Here is a 19,046-nt window from a genome sequence, read left to right on the forward strand (position 1 = left end):
TGACGGCGTAGGGGAGGGCACGAGTCCGAGCGTATGCCAGTTGGAACCGGGTCTGGCCCCGGTTGTGGACGAGAGGGTCGACAGGCCTGAGAGCCGCACGGACCCGGGCGCGGAAAGGCCGGGCACGGGCCGTCGTGGTCCGTGCCCGAAGGTAGTTCGCGGGTCAGCGCGGTTCGGGAATCGCCCGGTGGCCGGTGAGCAGTGTGGTTCCCGAGTGGAGCGCGGTCCTCCTGGTCGTCTGCGAGGGCGGCACGGATTTCACCATCGCTTCGAGGTGCTCGCGGGCGACTCGCTCGACGAGGTTGGGTGTGACCGTGATGCCCAGGTGTTCGACGCAGTTCCAGGTATCGCTGACACAGCGCTCGACGCAGCGGGGTGACAGCCCGCTGAACTCGTTGTGAAGCCTCGCCGAGATCTGCCTGAGATCCTGGACCGGGAAGGTCTGGAGCATTCTCGCTCACACCCCTAGCTGAAGATGGCCTGGACGGTGACCTCCACCCATTCCACTTGTTCTGGACGGACTGTCAACCCCTCCCGCGGCACGCTGTTGATAAAACCTGCGGGAGGTACGGTTTACTCGAGTCACAACATCACCGCAGGTCATCAAGGCGAAATGGACGTTTCGGACATATAACAGTCCGGTTTCGAAGAGTTCGTCGCAAACCCGCCATCCTTGCCCAAGCCCGAGAATTATGGGAAAACACGCCCGTAAAAGCCCCGGTCGGCTGCGTCCTGAGGGGTCGGTGGCCTACTATTTGCCTTCCGAGTCCACCGACGGCCCCCGCCATGACGGCCGTTGCGTGTGGACGGGTGTGTCTTATGCTTGAGCCGTGACAGCGGCCGAGAGGAGTCATGGAGCGTGACTCCTGGGAGTCGCGGAGCCCCCGATCCGATTCGGTGCCGCGCGTCCCGCGCCACGGTGCCGCCGGGAAGGGGCGGCGTGCACGGTGCGCAGTGGGCCACGCGGTCCAGAAACAGCCCCATCGAAACTCTGGTGGGGATTCCGACGGCTCCGGAGGTGTCGAGCAGTTGAGCGCCGAGACGTCCATTCCCCCACCCCGGATCAGCGTGGCGGAACTGCCAGACGCGGTGAAATCCCTTCTCACCGATGCACCTATCGGATTCGCCCTGCTGGGCCCCGACGACGGCTTCGGCTCTATCAACCAGCGCATGGCCGCCGTCTTCGGCAGCACCCCGGACCGCTGCCTGGGCCGCACACCGACCCAGGTGCTCAAGGCGGCCGACGACCCCGCCGGCGCCTCCGCGCACAGTGACACCTTGGCGAGCGTGCGCGAGCACGGCCACGCAGTACGCGACCGCCACCTGACCCCCTCCGGGCAGGCCTGGGACCTCACCTGGTTTCCGGTCAACGGGCCCGCCGACGGGGGCGAGTACATCGCCCTCATCGCTGCGCGGGACCACGAAGGCGCCGACCGCCAGGAGCACGACCGCCAAGAGCAGCGGGTGCGCGCCCTGCTGCAGGCGGGCAACCAGATCGTCTGGTCGGCGGGGCCCTGCGGCGACGTCGGCGAGGACTGTCCCCAGTGGCGCTCCATCACCGGCCAGGACCTGGACGCCTACCTCGGCCGGGGCTGGCTGGACGCGCTCCACCCCGACGACCGCTCCCGGGTCGAACGCGCCTGGGACGACGCCGTCCTGGACGCCACCCCTTTCGACGCCACGTTCCGCGTGCGCACCCGTGCGGGTGGCTACGACCACTACCGTGCCCGGGCCAATCCGGTCATGGACGGCGCCGAGACCGCCGAATGGGTCGGCACTTTGGTGGATGTGACCACCGAACTCGAGGCCGACGAACTGCGCCAGCGCCTCAACCAGCAGCTCAGCGAGGCGGCGATGCGTACCGCCCGACTCCAGAAGGCCACCTCTGACCTGGCCGAAGCGCTCAGCGCGGACGAGGTCGTCCAGGCCATGTCGGAGATCGGCCGTTCCGGTGTGGGCGCCGACCACACCTCCCTGGCCCTCTTCGACCGGGACCGCCTGCGCCTGCGGATGCTCTCCGCCGACGGCTGCCTGGGTCTGCCTGAGCGCGGTTTCGGCCTGGACTATCCCGACGTGGCGGCCAAAGCCGTCGCCGACCGCGTGCCCCAGCTGGCCGCGAGCCCGGCGGAACTGCGCGAACTCATGGAGGACGCCGCCGAGGTCGAGGCGCTGGCCGAGCAGACGCGTGAGCGCGCCTGGGTGGCGCTGCCCATGATGGCGGCGGGGCGCCCCATCGGCGCGCTGCGCTTCTCCTTCGAGGCCCAGCGCGAGGTCACCTACGAGGAGCGCGTTTTCCTGGAGGCGCTCGCCGGACAGTGTGCCCTGGCCATAGGCCGGGCCATCGTCTACGAGCGCGAACACGGCACCGCGGAGGACCTCCAACGCAGCATGCTGCCGGAGGAGCTACCCGAGGTCCGTGGAGTACGCCTGGCCGCCTACTACCGGTCGGGCTCCCAACACGTGCAGGTGGGCGGCGACTGGTACGACGCATTCCCCCTGCCCGACGGCCGTGTCGCCGGAGTCCTCGGCGACGTCATGGGCAAGGGCATCCCGGCGGCCGCGGGAATGAGCCGGATTCGCAACGCCTTGCGTGCGCTGGCCTTCTCCATGCCCGAACCGGCCGATGTGTTGACCGGACTCGACCGCATGTTCACGGCCACAGAGGGAATGGAACAGGTAACAACCCTGGTCTACTTCGTCCTGGACCCGGTCACCGGGCAACTCGACCTCAGTAACGCGGGCCATCTCCCGCCGCTGGTGGTCGCCGGTAGCGCGGGGCCGTCCCTGCTCGACACCGAGCCGGACACACCGCTCGGGGTCAGCTCGACACGAGGCCACCACAAATTCTTCGTGCAACCCGGTAACACCGTGGCCCTCTACTCCGATGGACTGGTTGAGAACCGCAGTCGATCCGTCGACGCCGGTCTCGACAAGCTCGTCAGTGTGGCGTCAACGGCTCAGCCCGAAGTGGTGGGCGATCCACAGCAGATGCTGGAGTACCTTGTTGAGAGCATGCTCGAAGGGTATGAGCAGGACGATGATGTCACTCTGCTCGCCGTTCAGCTTCCGGTGATCGATTCCGTGTCGGAGCGGTAGACCGTACGAACAAGTCCATTGCCTTGCCTACAGTGAAGAAGCCGTCGTGCCCCGTGAAGCGGGGGTGCCCCCGGCTTCCCCGCCCAGTGGGGACGATCCCAGGCCGCAGGTGGGAGAGGATGCAGTGCCCGGTCCCGGCCAGGCGGACCACCGGGTCCGACAATCTCGCCACACGTCCGTTCGAGAGGTGTTTGTGTCATCTGCCAGTTCGACTCGCTCGAAGCAGTCCGAGTCACTGCAAGAGCCCGTCATTCAGCAGCTGATCGAGCGTGGGCGGTCCCAGGGCTTTCTTGAGCCCGAGGACGTGCGCCGTGCCTTCGAAGAGGCCGAAATCCCGATGTCGCAGGCGCAGTCCGTGCTCCGAAGCCTCGCCAAGGAGAGCGTGACCGTACTCGTGCCGGAGTCGGCTTCGTCGCGGCGCAAGTCCACCAAGTCCGCCAAGGCCGCCCGACGCAAGTCGGCTGCTCCTCGGCCCAGCTCGACCGCTGACGCGGGCCGGGCCGCCAAGCCCTCCCGTGCCGCGGCTGCCCAGGAACAGCCCGAGACGGTTACCGCCGTCGTCGACTCCTCCGAGGGGACCACCGAGAAGAAGCCCGCGGCCAAGAAGGCGACCGCTAAGAAGGCGGCGGCCCCGAAGAAGGCCGCGGCCAAGAAGACCACGGCTACCAAGAAGACCACGGCTACCAAGAAGTCGACGGCGAAGAAGGACCTCGAGCTCGCCTCGGGTTCGGGCGAGTACGCCGAAGAAGGCCTGGACGACCTCGAGCACACCGGCGCCGAGCTGGAGCTGGTCGAGGACACGGCGGACTCCGAAACCGCCGCCAAGCCTGCCAAGCCCGAGACCGTCGGTGCGCCCGTCAAGCCGAGCAAGGACGACGACTCCTTCGTCCTGTACGACGATGACGACGACGCCCCCGCTGCCCAGGTGATCGCGGCCGGTGCTACCGCGGACCCGGTCAAGGACTACCTGAAGCAGATCGGCAAGGTGCCGCTCCTCAACGCCGAGCAGGAGGTCGAGCTCGCCAAGCGGATCGAGGCCGGCCTGTTCGCCGAGGAGAAGCTCTCCGAAGACGCGGACGTGCTCACCTTCGAGCTCCGTGACGAACTGGAATGGATCGCCGAGGACGGCGGCCGCGCCAAGAAGCACCTTCTCGAGGCCAACCTCCGTCTGGTCGTCTCCCTCGCCAAGCGCTACACCGGTCGCGGCATGCTGTTCCTGGACCTGATCCAGGAGGGCAACCTCGGTCTGATCCGCGCGGTGGAGAAGTTCGACTACACCAAGGGCTTCAAGTTCTCCACGTATGCCACGTGGTGGATCCGCCAGGCGATCACCAGGGCGATGGCCGACCAGGCCCGCACCATCCGTATCCCGGTGCACATGGTCGAGGTCATCAACAAGCTGGCCCGCGTCCAGCGCCAGATGCTCCAGGATCTGGGCCGTGAGCCCGCCCCGGAGGAGCTGGCCAAGGAACTCGACATGACCCCTGAGAAGGTCGTCGAGGTGCAGAAGTACGGCCGCGAGCCGATCTCCCTGCACACTCCGCTGGGTGAGGACGGCGACAGCGAGTTCGGTGACCTCATCGAGGACTCCGAAGCGATCCAGCCGGGCGAGGCGGTCAGCTTCACCCTGCTCCAGGAGCAGCTGCACTCGGTGCTCGACACCCTGTCCGAGCGCGAGGCCGGCGTCGTCTCGATGCGCTTCGGGCTCACTGACGGCCAGCCGAAGACTTTAGACGAGATCGGTAAGGTCTACGGAGTCACCCGTGAGCGCATCCGGCAGATCGAGAGCAAGACGATGTCGAAGCTCCGTCACCCGTCGCGCTCCCAGGTGCTCCGCGACTACCTGGACTAACCAGTACCACTGGTGCAGCCGGTCCAGGCTGGTCAGCCGACCCGAAAGGGACCACCTCCCAGGCTGAGCGAGTTGTAGAAACAGGCGCGCCTCCCCGACATATCGGGGAGGCGCGCCTCGTTTTCGTGCCCGGTCCGCTCGCAGGTGTGGCGACCCCCGCGTGTCCCTCGCGTCCCATCGAGCACGTGTACTTCCCCCGCACGGAGTCCGATCTCCATCCGATGGCCACCATGCTGCCGTACGCACTGTAGGTGCGGCATAAAGGCGAGCTGCTCCAGTTTTTTGCGGGAAGAACACTGCCTTGCGCGGATGAGCCTGTTCGCTCCACAGTGGGGCCGTGGCGCCGCGGGCGGGTGGCGTGATGCCCGGTACCTGGGGGAGTTGACTTCCTCCCTCTCGTGAAGCGAGAGGGATTCCGACCAGACCCGGGGTCTGGTGGCGCTGTCCGCCTCGCGGCGGCAGCAGGTTCCTGCTTCGCAGACTTGGCAACCCAGAGGTCTCCGCAGGCTGGCACGGTTCACCCTAAAGGGTTAGTCCATCCGCGCTTCTTGGTGTTCTTGGCCGCGTTCACATCCGCATGATCTGTATGCGCACACCTGGTGCACCGGAAGCGTGCTTGGCTCTCACGCGACGCCGGGTCCACATGGTCGCACTCGAAACAGGTCTGGGACGTGTACGCGGGATCGACCTCCACAATCCTGGTTCCGGTACGGCGAGCCCGATTCTGACAGGCAGTCTTGAAGCCGTGCCATCCCTTGTCCAGGATCGACCGGTTCAACCCCGCCTTCTGCCGCACCTTCTTCCCAGGAGCCTGGGTGGTGCCCTTGGCCGAGCGGGTCATGTTCTTGGTCTGGAGCTTCTCCAGCACCACGACGGCGTTCTTGTCACACAGCACGTGCGCGGTCTGGGCGCTGAAGTCGGCGCGCCGGGCCCGCACCCGCCCGGTCACCCGCGACAGGGCCCGCTTGGTCCTGGCCCGATTGTTCGATCCCTTGCGTCGGCGGGCCAACTGGCGGCGCAGGCGGCGTTCCCGCTCGGTTTCCTTGGGGGTTTGGAAGGTGCGGTCGAACAGGTCGCCCTCGGAGGTGGCCACCGCCACGGCCATGCCCCGGCCCCCCCACCGCCGAATCGGGCACCGCATGCTCGGTCGGTGTGTGCTGTCCGTCTTCGCAGAGCAGGGACACGTACCAGTGGGCGCCGTCGCGGCGCACGGTGGCTGAGCGGATGGTGCCCTTGGGGGCGCGCGACCAGCGGAAGCGCACCCATCCGAGTTTGGGCAGCTTCACCCGCCCCCATTTGCGGCCCAACCGTTGGACGGTGATGCGGGGCCCGTCGGGGAAGCGGAAGGAGGGCTTCCAGTGGTGTTTGGCGCGGAAGTTGACGTTGAAGGTGCCGTGCTGGGTGCAGGCCCGGTCCAGGTCTTTGAGGGTCTGCTGCAGGATGTGCGAGGGGGCGGCCTTGAGCCAGGTCTCTTCGGTCTTGGCCTGGGCCAGCTGCCCAGCTTGGAGGTGGTAGCCGCAGTAGGGGGCGGCGTAGCCGCGCTTCCAGCGGTCCCTGCTGTGGCGGCGCTGGGCCAGGGCGGTGTTCCACACCGCCCGGCAGATGTCGCCGTACTCGGCGCACTGGCGGGCTTGGGCGTCGGTGAGCGCGAGCCGGTACCGGAATCCCGTCAGCACAGCACACACCTCCCCTGATTGGTCCTGGAGGGGACCGTAGCGGGAGGGTGTGACATTTCTGGGCCGGGCGGCTATTCCCGCCCTGAAGGGCGGGGTCTGCACCGCCAGAAACCAGATCAGTCGCGGACGACCACGTCCATCGTGCGGGCGGCGCCCGGTTTGGCGGCGGGGGGCAGTTCCACGGTGTGACCGAGGTCGCGCAGCGCCGACACCAGGTCGTCCGGGGTGTCCGCCTCGACGTTCTCCTCGATCAGCACGCGGGCGATCGCGCCTCGCGTGGCCTTGGCCATGTGACTGACCACCGAGCGCTTGGTCACGCCGTCCACCTCGCGCTCGCGCAGGACGCGCACGGCCACGGTTCGCTCGGCCGCGGCCCCGGTGGGTTTGAAGGCCGCCGCGTAGGACGCCGACCGGCAGTCCACGAGCAGGCGCCCCTCCGTCAGTTCTCCGAGCGGTCCGGCCATCGCCTTGCGCCAGTACGCACCCAGGCCGCCCAGCGGCGGCACCTTCACACCCATGGACAGGCGGTAGGGCGGCAGTTGGTCGGCGGGGCCCACCGCGCCCCACAGGCCGGAGAACACCAGGATCCGCTCCCTGGTGCGGCCGCCGTGTTCGGCTAGGAGGCCGGGAAGCCCGAGGCGGTCGTAGAGCACACCCGTGTACAGGTCGGCGGCGCGCAGCGTGGGGGCCGTGGCCAGGTCCAGGTTGCGCTTGAGCGCGTCGGCTTGGGACACCGACAGGCCCAGGGCCTCGCGGGCGGCGTCCTCCGGCCCGGAGCAGAGTTCGGTCAGCGCCGCCATCACCTGTTCCCGCTTGGGGGCCAGCTCCGGCAGGGTCAGCGCGCCGAGGTCCAAGTGCGGTCCCTCACCGGAGGTGGCCTTGCCCTCGGAAGGCGGGAGCAGGATGTACATGTGGGAACTCTCCAGGTCGTGCGCGGCGCGGGGCCGGACTCTCGCGGTTACGGCCCCGACCATGCTAGGACGTTCGGGGCGGGCGCCGCCTTGTGGCGTTGGCCGCGTCGGGGCGGGCGGAGCCGGGAGGGCCCGGCTGGATAGGGTCTGCGGCTCGCGGCGGTGCCCACAGGCCGGAGCGGCCTGAGGGTTCGGGCATTTCCGACAGTGAGGGAGCGAACATGCACGAATGGGCTGTGCGGGTGTCGCGCGACTGGCCCCCGTTTCACATCGAGTCCCGGGGCGGCTGGTGGTTCGGCCGGGCGGAGGGCTTCACCAAGCGGGCCAACTGCGCCTTGGTCGAGGACCCGGCGGCCGACGTCGCGGAGGTCACCGCCTTCTACCGGGGGCACGGACTGCGCCCGTGCGTTCAGGTGTGGCCCGGGGAGGAAGCCGTGGACGCACGGCTGGCGGAGCACGGTTACGCGGTGGTGGAACCGACCCTGGTCCTCGCGCGGGAACTCGCCGAACGCCCGGAGGGCCCCGGCGTGACACGGGTCTCGGACCGTCCGACAGAGCGCTGGACGGAGCTCTTCGCGGAGACGGGTACCGCCGCGGACTGGGCCGACGGCGTCGTGCGCATCCTGGGCCGGGTGACCGCCGCCTACGGGGTCCACGAGGACGGTGGCGGTCGCGGGTGCGCGGTGCTGGAGGGGGACTCGGTGGCGATGTGCGCCATGGTCACCGCCCGAGCCGCGCGTGGGCGCGGCGTGGCCGGGGCCGTGCTCGCCGACTTGCTCACCTGGGCGCACGACAAGGGGGCCCGCAGGGCCTACCTGTGTGTCGTGGCCGACAACGAACCCGCCCTGCGCTTGTACCGGGGTGCGGGCTTCGAGGAGGTCTCGCGCTACCACAACCGGGTGTTGGCGGACTGAGTCCGTACGCAAACAGGCCTCACAACGAAGACGGCGGCCCCGACCGGGGCCGCCGTCGACGTTTCGTGGTCGTTGTGGCTAACGCTCGTCCGCGTTGTTCTTGCTTTCCAAGAGCTTGTCCGTCTCGTCCTGGATGTCCGAGGCGATCCTGCGGATTGAGTCGTCGTGCTTGCGCATGTGGTGCGCGCAGAACAGGAGTTCGCCGCCGGAGTTCAGCAGCACCCGGACGTACGCCTGTGCACCACAGCGGTCGCAGCGGTCAGCAGCCGTCAGCGGCTGAGTGGGGGCAAGGGTTCCAGTCACTTCGCCATCCTCAATACTCGGCGTTAGTCACCTCTGACAACATCTAACCCGACCCAGACGTTCCCAACCTGGTCCCGTGTACGCCGACAGCGGAATCCGCCCGGTTTGTGCCTGTATGACATGGTTTCGGGTGCTTCACATCTGACGTCGTCTCTGCTCCTCGTTGTACCCGTTGGCGAAGCGCTATCCCCGGAAAACGGGAGTATCCAGGTCGCATCCACCGGAGGTGGTAGTCTCGCGCGGGGCAGGTCCGCCCGACCCCGCGTCGGTCTGTGGGTCCAGTCACAGCGGACCCGGCGACGGCGCCGGTGACCCGACCGGTGGGAGACACGACCCCGCCCACACACGGCCCTGGCACGGCAAAGCTCCGGCTCGCCGTAGCCTGGCCCCCTCAAAAGTCGGTGCGGCGCGGTACAAAGGGCACACGCCGCATCAGCGCCCCGATGGCCCTCAAGACGCAGGAGATGTCCGAGTGACCGCCTTGACCGCAGCCGTCCACGATCCCGAGGATTACTCCGCTCGGCACCTGTCGGTCCTGGAGGGCCTCGAAGCGGTACGCAAACGGCCGGGCATGTACATCGGGTCCACCGACAGCCGGGGCCTCACCCACTGCATGTGGGAGATCATCGACAACTCCGTCGACGAGGCCCTCGGTGGCTTCTGCGGGCGCATCGACGTGACCCTGCACAGCGACGGATCCGTCTCCGTGAAGGACGACGGCCGCGGCATCCCCGTCGACGTGGAACCCAAGTCCGGCCTGTCCGGCGTCGAGCTGGTCATGACCAAGCTCCACGCGGGCGGCAAGTTCGGCTCCGGCTCCTACACCGCCTCCGGCGGACTCCACGGCGTCGGCGCCTCCGTCGTCAACGCCCTGTCCGCCCGGGTGGACGTCGAGATCGACCGGCAGGGCCACACCCACGCCCTGAGCTTCCGCCGCGGCATCGCGGGGCGGTTCGCCGGCGACGGACCCGATGCCGAGTTCACTCCGGTCTCGGGGCTGGAACAGGTCCGCAAGATCGCCAAGAAGATCACAGGTACGCGGATCCGCTTCTGGCCGGACCTGCAGATCTTCCTCAAGGAAGCGGACATCGCCCGCGAGAACCTCCTCGACCGGGCCCGCCAGACCGCCTTCCTGGTGCCCGGGCTCACCATCGCGGTGCGTGACGAGCGCGCCGAGGGCGAGCCCCCGCACGTGGAGGAATTCCGCTTCGACGGCGGTATCAGCGAGTTCTGCACGTATCTCGCCCCGGACGAGGCCGTCAGCGACGTCCTGCGGATCCAGGGTTCGGGCAACTTCACCGAGACCGTCCCGGTCCTCGACGAGTCCGGCCACATGGTTCCCGCGGACGTCGAGCGCCGCTTGGACGTCGACATCGCCCTGCGCTGGGGTACCGGCTACGACACCACCGTGCGCTCCTTCGTCAACGTCATCGCCACCCCCAAGGGCGGTACCCACATCAACGGCTTCGAGCGGGCCCTGGTGCGGGTGGTCAACGACCAGCTGCGCGCCACCAAGCTGCTGAAGAACAACGACGACCCGGTCACCAAGGACGACACCCAGGAAGGGCTGAGCGCGGTCGTCACCGTCCGCCTGCCCGAACCGCAGTTCGAGGGGCAGACCAAGGAGATCCTCGGTACCTCCGCGGCCTCCCGGATCGTCTCCCAGATCGTGGGCAATGAGCTGCGCGAGTTCCTCACCTCCACCAAGAAGGCGGAGAAGGCCAAGGCCCGCAACGTGTTGGAGAAGGTGGTGGGCGCGGCCAAGGCCCGTCTGGCCGCCCGCCAGCAGCGCGAGACCCAGCGGCGCAAGAACGCCCTGGAGAGCTCTGCCCTGCCCGCCAAGCTGGTCGACTGCCGCAGCGAAGGGCTGGAGCACAGCGAGCTCTTCATCGTGGAGGGGGACTCCGCGCTGGGCACCGCGAAGCTCGCGCGCGACTCGGAATTCCAGGCGCTGCTGCCCATCCGCGGCAAGATCCTCAACGTGCAGAAGTCCTCGGTCGCGGACATGCTCAAGAACGCTGAATGCGCCGCGATCCTCCAGGTCATCGGGGCCGGTTCGGGGCGGACCTTCGACATCGACGCCGCCCGCTACGGCCGGATCATCCTCATGGCCGACGCCGATGTCGACGGCGCGCACATCCGCTGCCTGCTGCTCACACTCATCTACCGGTACATGCGGCCCATGCTGGAGGACGGTCGGGTGTTCGCCGCGGTTCCGCCGCTGCACCGCATCGAGCTCACCAACATCCGGCGCAAGCGCGGTGCCAAGCCCGAGGACCGGTACATCTACACGTACTCGGACGCCGAGCTCCGGCGCACCCTGTTGGACCTGGAGAAGCGCAAGATCTCCTGGAAGGAGCCGATCCAGCGGTACAAGGGTCTGGGTGAGATGGACGCCGACCAGCTCGCCGAAACCACCATGGACCCGCGCTACCGCACCCTGCGACGCATCCGGGTGGAGCAGGCCGAGGAGGCCGCTACGGTGTTCAACCTGTTGATGGGCAACGAGGTGGCCCCGCGCCGCCGGTTCATCCAGGAGGGCGCCCAGGAACTCGACCTCGAGCGCATCGACGCCTGATACCGGCCCGGGCGCGGCAACCGCGCCCGGGCCGGTGCTGTGTGGCCCTCATGAGGGCCTGTCCCGGGGGCTCAGGACGTGCCCGGGGGCTCCCAGACGCCATCGGCGAAGAACCGGTCGATGGCGGTCCGGTAAGGAGTGGGGTCCAGGCCTCGCTCAGACACCCAGGCGTCGTTGTAGTAGCTGTGCTGGTAGCGTTCGCCGCCGTCGCAGATCAGGGTGACCACGCTTCCCTTGCGGCCCTCACGGAGCATCCTGGCGACCAGGTGCCACACCCCCCACAGGTTGGTGCCCGTGGACCCGCCCGCGCACCGGCCGGTGAGGTCGTTCAGGTGGCGCATCGCGGCGATGCTCGCGGCGTCGGGCACGGGCATCATCAGGTCGATCACCGACGGGACGAAGCTCGGCTCCATGCGGGGGCGGCCGATGCCCTCGATCCGGGAGGGCATGCCGGTGCCGTAGTCGGACGCCCCGGTCACCCACCCCGGGAAGAACGCCGAGTTCTCCGGGTCCACCACGGCCAGGCGGGTGTGCAGGCGCCGGTAGCGGAGGTAGCGGCCGATGGTCGCGGAGGTGCCACCCGTGCCCGCGCCCACCACGATCCAGTCGGGGCAGGGGTGCCGCTCCATCGCGAGCTGCTGGAAGATCGACTCGGCGATGTTGTTGTTGCCCCGCCAGTCCGTGGCGCGCTCGGCGTAGGTGAACTGGTCCATGTAGTGGCCGTTGGTCTCGGCGGCCAGCCGCTCGGCCTCGCTGTACATCTCCGGCGGGTTGTCCACGAAGTGGCAGCGGCCGCCGTGCCGCTCGATGAGCGCGATCTTCTCCGGGCTGGTCTTGCGAGGTACGACCGTGATGAAGTCCAGACCGATCAGCTGAGCGAAGTAGGCCTCCGACACCGCGGTCGAACCCGAACTGGCCTCAACGATCGTGGTGCCCTCGCTGATCCACCCGTTGGCCAGCCCGTACAGGAACAGCGATCGGGCAAGGCGGTGCTTCAGGCTGCCGGTGGGGTGTACCGACTCGTCCTTCAGGTACAGGTCGATGCCCCACTCCGGGGGCAGCGGGAACACGTGCAGGTGGGTGTCGGCGGACCGGGTGTCGTCCGCGATCACCCTGCGCACAGCCTCGTCCGCCCAGGAACGGGCACTGTCGGAACAGCGGTCGACCCACGGGGTGTCCGGGCCTGGTCTGTCTGGGGTGGGAGCCATGCTCAGAAGCGTATCCGTGTTTGCTTGAGAGCTCCGCTCCGCTTCGCTCTGTGCTCGGGCGCCTGAAAGGCCAGGGAATTCTTCATCCTCGTCTTCGCCTGACGCTCGTTCCTCGCTTGCGGCTTGACTCGTCTTGTAGAACCCTGGCGGCGCCCTCGCTGTTTGCTTGAGAGCTCCGCTCCGCTCTGTGCTCGGGCGCCCAGAACCCAGCGCCCGTGGACGGACGAAGAGCCGGACCCGGGGGTCCGGCTCCTCCGTACGGCTTGCCCGGTCAGTCCAGGGAACCGCCGGACATCACCGCGTGCATGCGCCGGTAGGTGGCCGCCTCCTCGTGGCGGCTCTGCCGTTCCAGCGTGCGCGCGAGCGCGATGTGCGCCCAGTTGTCCACCGGGTCGAGCTCGATGAGGCTGCGGAAGGTCGCCTCGGCCTTGTTGAGCTGAGCTGAATGGAAATAGGCACGGCCCAGCAGCTCCAAGAGGGAGCGGCTGCCCGGCTCGTTCTCGACGACGGGTTCGAGGATCTGGGCGGTGTATATCGGGTCGCCCAGTTCCATGAACAGGCGGGCTCGGTTGTAGACCTCGTAGGTGCTCTCTTCCACGGTGCTCCTCTCAACGGTGCCACACCGTTCCGGGTCACAACGGTGACGGTTGTTACCGCATTCCCGGGGATGGACGAGGTGGGTGTGGGGACCGGTGGCGGGTGGCGGAGATGGTTTCGGCGCCCACTTGAGTGATCCCCGAACCCGCTCTCCGCGACACCTACGGCCCGCACCGCCAACCCGCCCAGCTCTGCCCGTCGCCCGGCTGAGCCGCCCGCCTTCAGAGGTCGACCGGGTCCACCCTGCCCGTGTCCACGTCGTAGATGGCCCCGGCCACCGGCAGGCCCTTCGGGAGCAGCGGATGGTGCCGGATCCGTTCGAGGTCGTGCCGGAGCGCGCCGAGCTGGTCGTTGTTGGTGTGGAACTCGAGGCTGCGGGTGTCCACCCCGTGCTTCTCCTGGATCAGGTCGTGCACGGCGTCGTCGCTGGCCACCGACGCCATCTTGCAGTTCGTGTGCGGCAGCACGAGTACGCGCTCCACACCGAGCAGGTACACGGCCAGGACCAGGGTGCGCAGGGTGTCATCGGTGACCCGGGCGCCCGCGTTCCGCAGGATCTTCGCGTCGCCGGGCTGCAGCCCCAGCATGTCCAGCGGCTCGATCCTGGAGTCCATACACGTCACCAGGGCCAGGCCGCGGGCGGCCAGGGGCTGGAGCCCGGCTAGTGAGTATTGGCTGGTGTAGTCGGCGTTGGCGCCGAACACGTCGTCGAACGGCCCTGGGGGAGGGGTGGCGTCGTTGTTCCCGCTCACGTGGTTGTTTCTCCCTAGTGTTCATGGTTGGGCTGTGCCGTGCACCAGGGAACCAGTCCCGTGTGCACGGCACGTTGCGTCAACCTCAGGCATCCGCTCCGGGCGCTGTGATGCCGGAGTCGGTCTGGGCGCTGCCGACAGTGGTGATGGCGCGTGGCAGCGCCTCGCCGGAACCGTCCCTGCGCTCGGTCAGGTCCGGCAGGCGGACCGGTTTGCCGTCGGCGCGGGAGGCGCGGGCCGGAGCACGGCCCACCCACGCGAACAGCAGCGTGTCCTCGCCCTTGAGATAGCGGTGGCAACGTACACCGCCGGTCGCGCGCCCCTTGGTGGGGTAGGCATCGAACGGGGTGACCTTGGCCGATCCGGCCTGTGTGCCCGCGAGGGCGTTGCTGCTGCCGGACACGGTAACCACGACCGAGTCCTCAGGGCTCGGCACCGCGCCGAACCACAGGACGTGCGCCTCGTCGGACAGGCGCACACCGGCCACGCCGCCGGCCTGGCGGCCCTGGGGGCGGGCTGTGGTGGCCGAGAAGCGCAGTAGCTGGGCCTCGGTCGTGACGAAGGCGAGGTCCTCCTCACCAGTGGACAGCTGGGTGACGCCGATCACCCGGTCGTCGTCCTTGAGCGTGATGATCTCGAAGTCGTCCTTATTGGGCGGGAAGTCGGGCGCCACGCGCTTGACCACACCTCCCCGGGTACCCACCGCGAAACCGGGCCCGGAGGTGTTCATCGACACCACAGAGGCGACTCGTTCGTCCTCCTCCAGCTGAACGAACTCGCCGACGTCCAGCCCGGCGGCAAGGGGCGGCTGTTCGGGTTCACCGTCCTTCGGCTCGGGCAACTCGGGCAGCTCGACGACCGGGACGCGGATCATCCGGCCCAGGTCGGTGACGAAGCCGATGTCCGAGCGCGAGGTGGTCGGTACCGACACCTCGATCGCGTCGTGCCGGGTGCGCAGGCCCTCGTACACGCGCGGCAGGGCGGCGCCCTTGGTCCGGGCGATGTGGCCGTCGACGCCGAAGAGAACGTGGCAGGGCTGGTCGGCCATCTCCAGCGGGATCACTGCGGCGCGCGCCGCGCCGTCGCTCTCGCGCAGCTGGGTGCGGCGCGGGGACGCGAACTTCTTGGAGACGTCGTTCAGTTCCTTGGAAACGACCCGGCGCAGCTTCTTGTCCGACTCCAGGATCGAGGTGAGCTCCTCGATCTCCTGGTTGAGCTTCTCCCGCTCGGTCTCCAGCTCCAGCCGGTCGAAGCGGGTCAGGCGGCGCAGCGGGGTGTCGAGGATGTAGCGGGCCTGGATCTCGGACAGGTCGTAGGCACCCATCAGGGCGTCGCGGGCGGCCGCGGTGTCGTCGGCCTCGCGGATGAGGGCGATCACCCGGTCGATGTCCAGGAGGGCGACGAGCAGGCCGTCCACCAGGTGCAGGCGCTCCTGCCGCTTCTTCCGGCGGTGCTCGCTGCGGCGCCGGACCACCTCGATGCGGTGGTTGACGTAGACCTCGAGCAGGTCGCGCAGGCCCAGCGTCTGAGGCTGGCCGTCGACCAGTGCCACGTTGTTGATGCCGAAGGACTCCTCCATCGGCGTCAGCCGGTAGAGCTCCTCGAGGACCGCCTCGGGGTTGAAACCGTTCTTGAGTTCGATGACCAGGCGCAGACCCTGGGCGCGGTCGGTGAGGTCCTTGAGGTCCGAGATGCCCTGGAGCTTCTTGGACTGCACCAGCTCCTTGATGCGGCTGACGACCTTCTCCGGGCCGACGCTGTAGGGAAGTTCGGTGACGACCAAGCCGGTGCGGCGCGCGGACACCTTCTCGATGGAGACGGTGGCGCGCGTCTTGAAGGAGCCGCGGCCCTTGCGGTAGGCGTCGCGGATGCCGTCCAGGCCGACGATGGTGCCGCCGGTGGGCAGGTCGGGGCCGGGGACGAACTCGGTGAGCTCGTCCAGGGTGGCCTCGGGGTGGGCGATCAGGTGGCGGGCCGCCGCGATGACCTCGCTCAGGTTGTGCGGGGCCATGTTGGTGGCCATGCCCACCGCGATGCCGGAGGTGCCGTTGACCAGGAGGTTGGGGAGGGCCGCGGGCAGGACCTCCGGTTCGGTCTCCTGCCCGTCGTAGTTCGGTTTGAAGTCGACGACGTTCTCGTCGATGGAGGAGACCAGCAGGTCCGCGGCGGTGTCCAGGCGTGCCTCGGTGTAACGCATGGCCGCGGGGGCGTCGTCGCCGCCCAGCGAACCGAAGTTGCCGTGGCCGTCGACCAAGGGCACGCGCATGGCGAAGGACTGGCTCATCCGCACCAGGGCGTCGTAGATGGCGGAGTCGCCGTGGGGGTGGAGGCGCCCCATCACCTCCCCGACGACGCGGGCGCACTTGACGTGTCCGCGGTCGGGCCGGAGGCCCATCTCGTTCATCTGGTAGAGGATGCGCCGCTGTACCGGTTTCATACCGTCGCGCGCATCCGGCAGGGCGCGTTGGTAGATCACCGAGTACGCGTACTCCAGGAAGCTGCCGCGCATCTCCTCGGAGACGTCGATGTCGATGATCTTTTCGGCGAGATCCTCGGGGGGACGGGAAGTAGTACGGGCCATGTCCGTAATTCTGGCCTGTTCCGGGGACTGAAACGTACCGGGGCGGGTGGTTGGGCGTGTGTGAGTCGCGCGACTGAGGGGTTTTCACCCGTTCGGGACGGGGTTTTCCGTCCCCGGCGCGGGCCGGGGACGGAAAACTTGGAACCGGGTGCCGGCTCCGCTTAGTCGCTGGTCACAGCCAGTTCTCCGGCGGGAACCTCCAGGGAGGTGCCGTCGGAGAAGCTGACGTTGGCCGCGCTGTCATCGGGGTTGAAGGCGGTGTAGGTCGTGGTTCCTCCGTTGTCGAAGACGGCGTAGTGGGGGGTGTCCGCTGTGACGGAGACGTCCACGGTGCCGACCTCGGCGAGCGTGGACACCCACTGGTAGGTGTGCGGCTTGGAGCCGCCCTCCTCGGGTTCGTAGGTCTCCCACTGCTCCTCGAACATCCTCAGGGCGTCCTCGCCGTCCGAGAGCGCGCGGTGCGCCCAGTGGATGTCCCTCCAGACGTCGGGCTCGCCGCCGATCTTGTCCACGAGCGATTCGTAGACCGCCCCGGCGTGCTCGGGGTCGTGCCCCAGGTAGAGCGAGCCCGCGGTGATGGGCAGGTAGTTGATGCCGTAATGCTCCTCGTCGCCGCCGTCCCACCAGATCCGGTAGTCGCCGCCGTCGCCCCAGACCATGCCGACGACGTCTTCGGCGTAGTCCTCGGGGAAGGTTTCCCCGCCGTGGTTCTGCCAGTAGCGGGTCACGGTGGAGGCCTGAGTGGTGTGCAGGTAGATGCCCAGATCGCGGAGTTCGTCGTCGCCGGTCAGAGAGCCGAAGGCGGCGGTGGCGGCGGCGAAGTGCATGCCCTCGGAGGAGGACTCCTGGTTGTTGCCCGCGGCGAACCCGGCGTGGCCGGAGGCCCAACCGTGTCCGGCGTAGGGGGAGAAGGACCGCAGGCGGGGGAACATGTCGTCTTCGGTGTCGGTCTCGGCCACGTCCCTGATGAGCAGGCGGATCATGCCGCCCCAGGCGTCCTCGTCGACCCAGTCGCTGTCGTAGCGGGCGACAACGGCGGCTGCCGAGACGAAGTACCCGTAGTGGAAGTCGTGGTCGTTGAGCTCGGTAGCTGCCCCGAAGCTGTCCGGGAAACCGAGCATCGTGCCCCAGTCGTCGTCGTGGTGGAACTGGCGGGTGCCGCCCGCGGTAAGCCAGTCCTCCATCCGGTCCTGAACCAGGCTGAGGAGTTCGTCGCGCGCGTCGGTGTGGCCGATGGAGTCGGCGACCGGAATCAGCTGGGCGAGGCGGCCCAGGGCCTTGCCGTCCCAGTAGGTGTCGCCGGGTTCGGGGAAGAGTTCGTCCTCGGCGAGGACCTCGTCGATAAGGTCGGCCATCCGGTCGGGGTCGGCGCTGTCGACGGTGGGCAGGCTGGGCATGATGCCCTGGGTGGTCAGTTCGGTGGTGAACGAGTCGCCCTCGTGGACCCGCATCTCGCCCCTGGGTGAGGCGTAGGCCAGGTCGGTGAGGTCGCCGGTGGCGTGCTCCCACTGGTGCGGGTAGAGCGCCATCAGGGTGTCGGTCTCGTCGCCCTCCTTGGCCTCGGTCTCCAGCTGGTAGGTGCTGGTGAGGGTGGCGGAGGACTCGTCGTAGTCGTACTCCACGAGGGAGTCGGTGACGAAGGAGTGGGCGTAGGGGGCGTAGGTGTCCAGGTCGTCGGTCGAGGGCAGGGCGGCCACCGAGTAGTACCCGTCGTCCCCGGTGTCCGCGGTGAGCGTGTCACCGGAGAGGGACCAGGGGGCGTCGGAGGGGGAGAACAGGGCGTAGTGGCGACCGTTGACGGTGGCGCCCACCACGGAATCCTCCTCGTGCCAGATGTCGGGGGCGTCCTCGAAGGTCACCTCCGCCGCGCCGCCGTCCGTCTCGGCGTAGGCGAAGGGCAGGCCCTGGCCCATGGTGACGCGCAGGGTGGCACCGCCGCCCTCCCAGTGCGCGGTGACGGTCCAGTCGCCGCTGTCGGCGGCGCGGGTGTCGGGGGAGTCCAGCCCGGCCACGCCTAGCGACAGGTCGGCGACGGCCGTGTACTCGTACTTGAGGTCGTCGCCCACCATCTGGTGGGAGTCGGGGTAGCCCATGTCCAGGCCGCCCTCGTGCGGAAGGAAGCTCAGGGGGTGGGCGAAGAGGTTCTCGCCGTGGGGGTTGTCGGAGTAGCGCTGGAAGATCAGCGAGGACCACCAGTCGTTGGTGGGCGCGGGGCCCTCGAAGTCGTCGGTGACCTTGGGCGAGACCGGATCGCCGTCCAGGTCGGAGGGGCCGGAGGCCCCTTCGGGGAGGGTAGTCGTGTAGCTGCCCGAGCCGACGGGCACCTCGGTCGCGCTGTCCGCCGAAACGGGGGCGGTGTCGGTCCCGGCCCCGGTGAGCCCCAGTGTCGCGCCGCCGACCACGAGTGCGGAGGCGGTGGCCAGCAGGCCGAGGCGGGTGGGGTGTGCCCGGGGACGCGTGGGTCGGGGATGTGGCCGGCTCCGTGGTTCTGCCATCGTGTGCCTTTCGTGTTTCCCAGGAGAGCGTCCTTCCTACGGGAGCGCTCCCAAACAACAAGACATGAGCCCTGGCGCTGAGT

The 19,046-nt window shown here is 68.5% G+C and carries 13 protein-coding genes and 1 pseudogene; 4 read left to right on the forward strand and 10 right to left on the reverse strand.

The features are described 5' to 3' along the window. Positions 1-163 precede the first annotated feature (163 nt). Positions 164-451, reverse strand: a complete 288-nt coding sequence (locus ACYVD1_RS00765; protein WP_460766017.1) for a three-helix bundle dimerization domain-containing protein — start codon at positions 449-451, stop codon at positions 164-166. 578 nt (positions 452-1,029) lie between these two features. On the opposite strand from ACYVD1_RS00765, the gene ACYVD1_RS00770 reads away from it, so the two are divergent. Beyond that, the gene (locus ACYVD1_RS00770) at positions 1,030-3,096 is read left to right on the forward strand and encodes a SpoIIE family protein phosphatase (RefSeq protein WP_460766022.1); all 2,067 of its coding nucleotides are present in this window, start codon (positions 1,030-1,032) and stop codon (positions 3,094-3,096) included. 193 nt (positions 3,097-3,289) lie between these two features. Beyond that, positions 3,290-4,948 carry an RNA polymerase sigma factor gene (locus ACYVD1_RS00775; protein WP_460766025.1) on the forward strand — a complete coding sequence of 553 codons (1,659 nt, stop codon included), beginning with the start codon at positions 3,290-3,292 and terminating at the stop codon, positions 4,946-4,948. Between the two features lie 517 nt (positions 4,949-5,465). Here ACYVD1_RS00775 and ACYVD1_RS00780 read toward each other — a convergent pair. The 3 genes and pseudogenes from ACYVD1_RS00780 to yaaA form a co-directional block, all read right to left on the reverse strand. Further along, positions 5,466-6,089 (reverse strand): RNA-guided endonuclease InsQ/TnpB family protein, encoded by a 624-nt coding sequence (locus ACYVD1_RS00780; protein ID WP_460766028.1) that lies wholly within the window; start codon positions 6,087-6,089, stop codon positions 5,466-5,468. Positions 6,090-6,558: 469 nt separating this feature from the next. Then, positions 6,559-6,726, reverse strand: a pseudogene (locus ACYVD1_RS00785) (hypothetical protein); the annotation flags it as partial. Positions 6,727-6,740: 14 nt separating this feature from the next. Next, a complete protein-coding gene (yaaA, locus tag ACYVD1_RS00790; RefSeq protein ID WP_460766160.1) occupies positions 6,741-7,535 on the reverse strand; it encodes a peroxide stress protein YaaA in 795 nt (264 codons plus the stop codon). Positions 7,536-7,756: 221 nt separating this feature from the next. Between yaaA and ACYVD1_RS00795 the strand changes: the two genes are divergently transcribed. Next, positions 7,757-8,449 (forward strand): GNAT family N-acetyltransferase, encoded by a 693-nt coding sequence (locus ACYVD1_RS00795; protein ID WP_460766032.1) that lies wholly within the window; start codon positions 7,757-7,759, stop codon positions 8,447-8,449. A 78-nt stretch (positions 8,450-8,527) separates the two neighbouring features. On the opposite strand, the gene ACYVD1_RS00800 is transcribed toward ACYVD1_RS00795, so the two are convergent. Beyond that, positions 8,528-8,752 carry a DUF7455 domain-containing protein gene (locus ACYVD1_RS00800; RefSeq protein ID WP_460766035.1) on the reverse strand — a complete coding sequence of 75 codons (225 nt, stop codon included), beginning with the start codon at positions 8,750-8,752 and terminating at the stop codon, positions 8,528-8,530. A gap of 472 nt (positions 8,753-9,224) precedes the next feature. Here ACYVD1_RS00800 and ACYVD1_RS00805 point away from each other — a divergent pair, with 472 nt between their 5' ends. Beyond that, positions 9,225-11,330: a DNA gyrase/topoisomerase IV subunit B gene (locus tag ACYVD1_RS00805; RefSeq protein WP_460766038.1), complete on the forward strand. Its 2,106-nt coding sequence runs from the start codon at positions 9,225-9,227 to the stop codon at positions 11,328-11,330. A gap of 71 nt (positions 11,331-11,401) precedes the next feature. Here the strand turns inward: ACYVD1_RS00805 and cds1 are convergent, their stop codons facing one another. The 5 genes from cds1 to ACYVD1_RS00830 all read right to left on the reverse strand — a co-directional run bounded on the left by cds1 (position 11,402) and on the right by ACYVD1_RS00830 (position 18,963). After that, the gene (gene cds1, locus ACYVD1_RS00810; RefSeq protein WP_460766041.1) at positions 11,402-12,538 is read right to left on the reverse strand and encodes an L-cysteine desulfhydrase Cds1; all 1,137 of its coding nucleotides are present in this window, start codon (positions 12,536-12,538) and stop codon (positions 11,402-11,404) included. A gap of 271 nt (positions 12,539-12,809) precedes the next feature. Beyond that, the gene (locus tag ACYVD1_RS00815) at positions 12,810-13,136 is read right to left on the reverse strand and encodes a tetratricopeptide repeat protein (protein ID WP_460755420.1); all 327 of its coding nucleotides are present in this window, start codon (positions 13,134-13,136) and stop codon (positions 12,810-12,812) included. A gap of 220 nt (positions 13,137-13,356) precedes the next feature. Beyond that, positions 13,357-13,887, reverse strand: a complete 531-nt coding sequence (locus ACYVD1_RS00820) for a beta-class carbonic anhydrase (RefSeq protein WP_460766044.1) — start codon at positions 13,885-13,887, stop codon at positions 13,357-13,359. Positions 13,888-13,972: 85 nt separating this feature from the next. After that, positions 13,973-16,468 (reverse strand): DNA gyrase/topoisomerase IV subunit A, encoded by a 2,496-nt coding sequence (locus ACYVD1_RS00825; RefSeq protein ID WP_460766047.1) that lies wholly within the window; start codon positions 16,466-16,468, stop codon positions 13,973-13,975. 161 nt (positions 16,469-16,629) lie between these two features. Continuing rightward, positions 16,630-18,963 (reverse strand): glycosyl hydrolase, encoded by a 2,334-nt coding sequence (locus tag ACYVD1_RS00830; RefSeq protein ID WP_460766051.1) that lies wholly within the window; start codon positions 18,961-18,963, stop codon positions 16,630-16,632. Positions 18,964-19,046: the final 83 nt, after the last annotated feature.

This window comes from Nocardiopsis nanhaiensis, assembly GCF_054778635.1.

Bases quoted from the DNA above. Each gene is read 5' to 3' on its own strand.
- ACYVD1_RS00765 (WP_460766017.1), bottom strand. From the start codon at position 451: ATGCTCCAGACCTTCCCGGTCCAGGATCTCAGGCAGATCTCGGCGAGG.
- yaaA (WP_460766160.1), bottom strand. From the start codon at position 7,535: ATGTACATCCTGCTCCCGCCTTCCGAGGGCAAGGCCACCTCCGGTGAG.
- ACYVD1_RS00780 (WP_460766028.1), bottom strand. From the start codon at position 6,089: ATGCGGTGCCCGATTCGGCGGTGGGGGGGCCGGGGCATGGCCGTGGCG.
- ACYVD1_RS00830 (WP_460766051.1), bottom strand. From the start codon at position 18,963: ATGGCAGAACCACGGAGCCGGCCACATCCCCGACCCACGCGTCCCCGG.
- ACYVD1_RS00795 (WP_460766032.1), top strand. From the start codon at position 7,757: ATGCACGAATGGGCTGTGCGGGTGTCGCGCGACTGGCCCCCGTTTCAC.
- cds1 (WP_460766041.1), bottom strand. From the start codon at position 12,538: ATGGCTCCCACCCCAGACAGACCAGGCCCGGACACCCCGTGGGTCGAC.
- ACYVD1_RS00825 (WP_460766047.1), bottom strand. From the start codon at position 16,468: ATGGCCCGTACTACTTCCCGTCCCCCCGAGGATCTCGCCGAAAAGATC.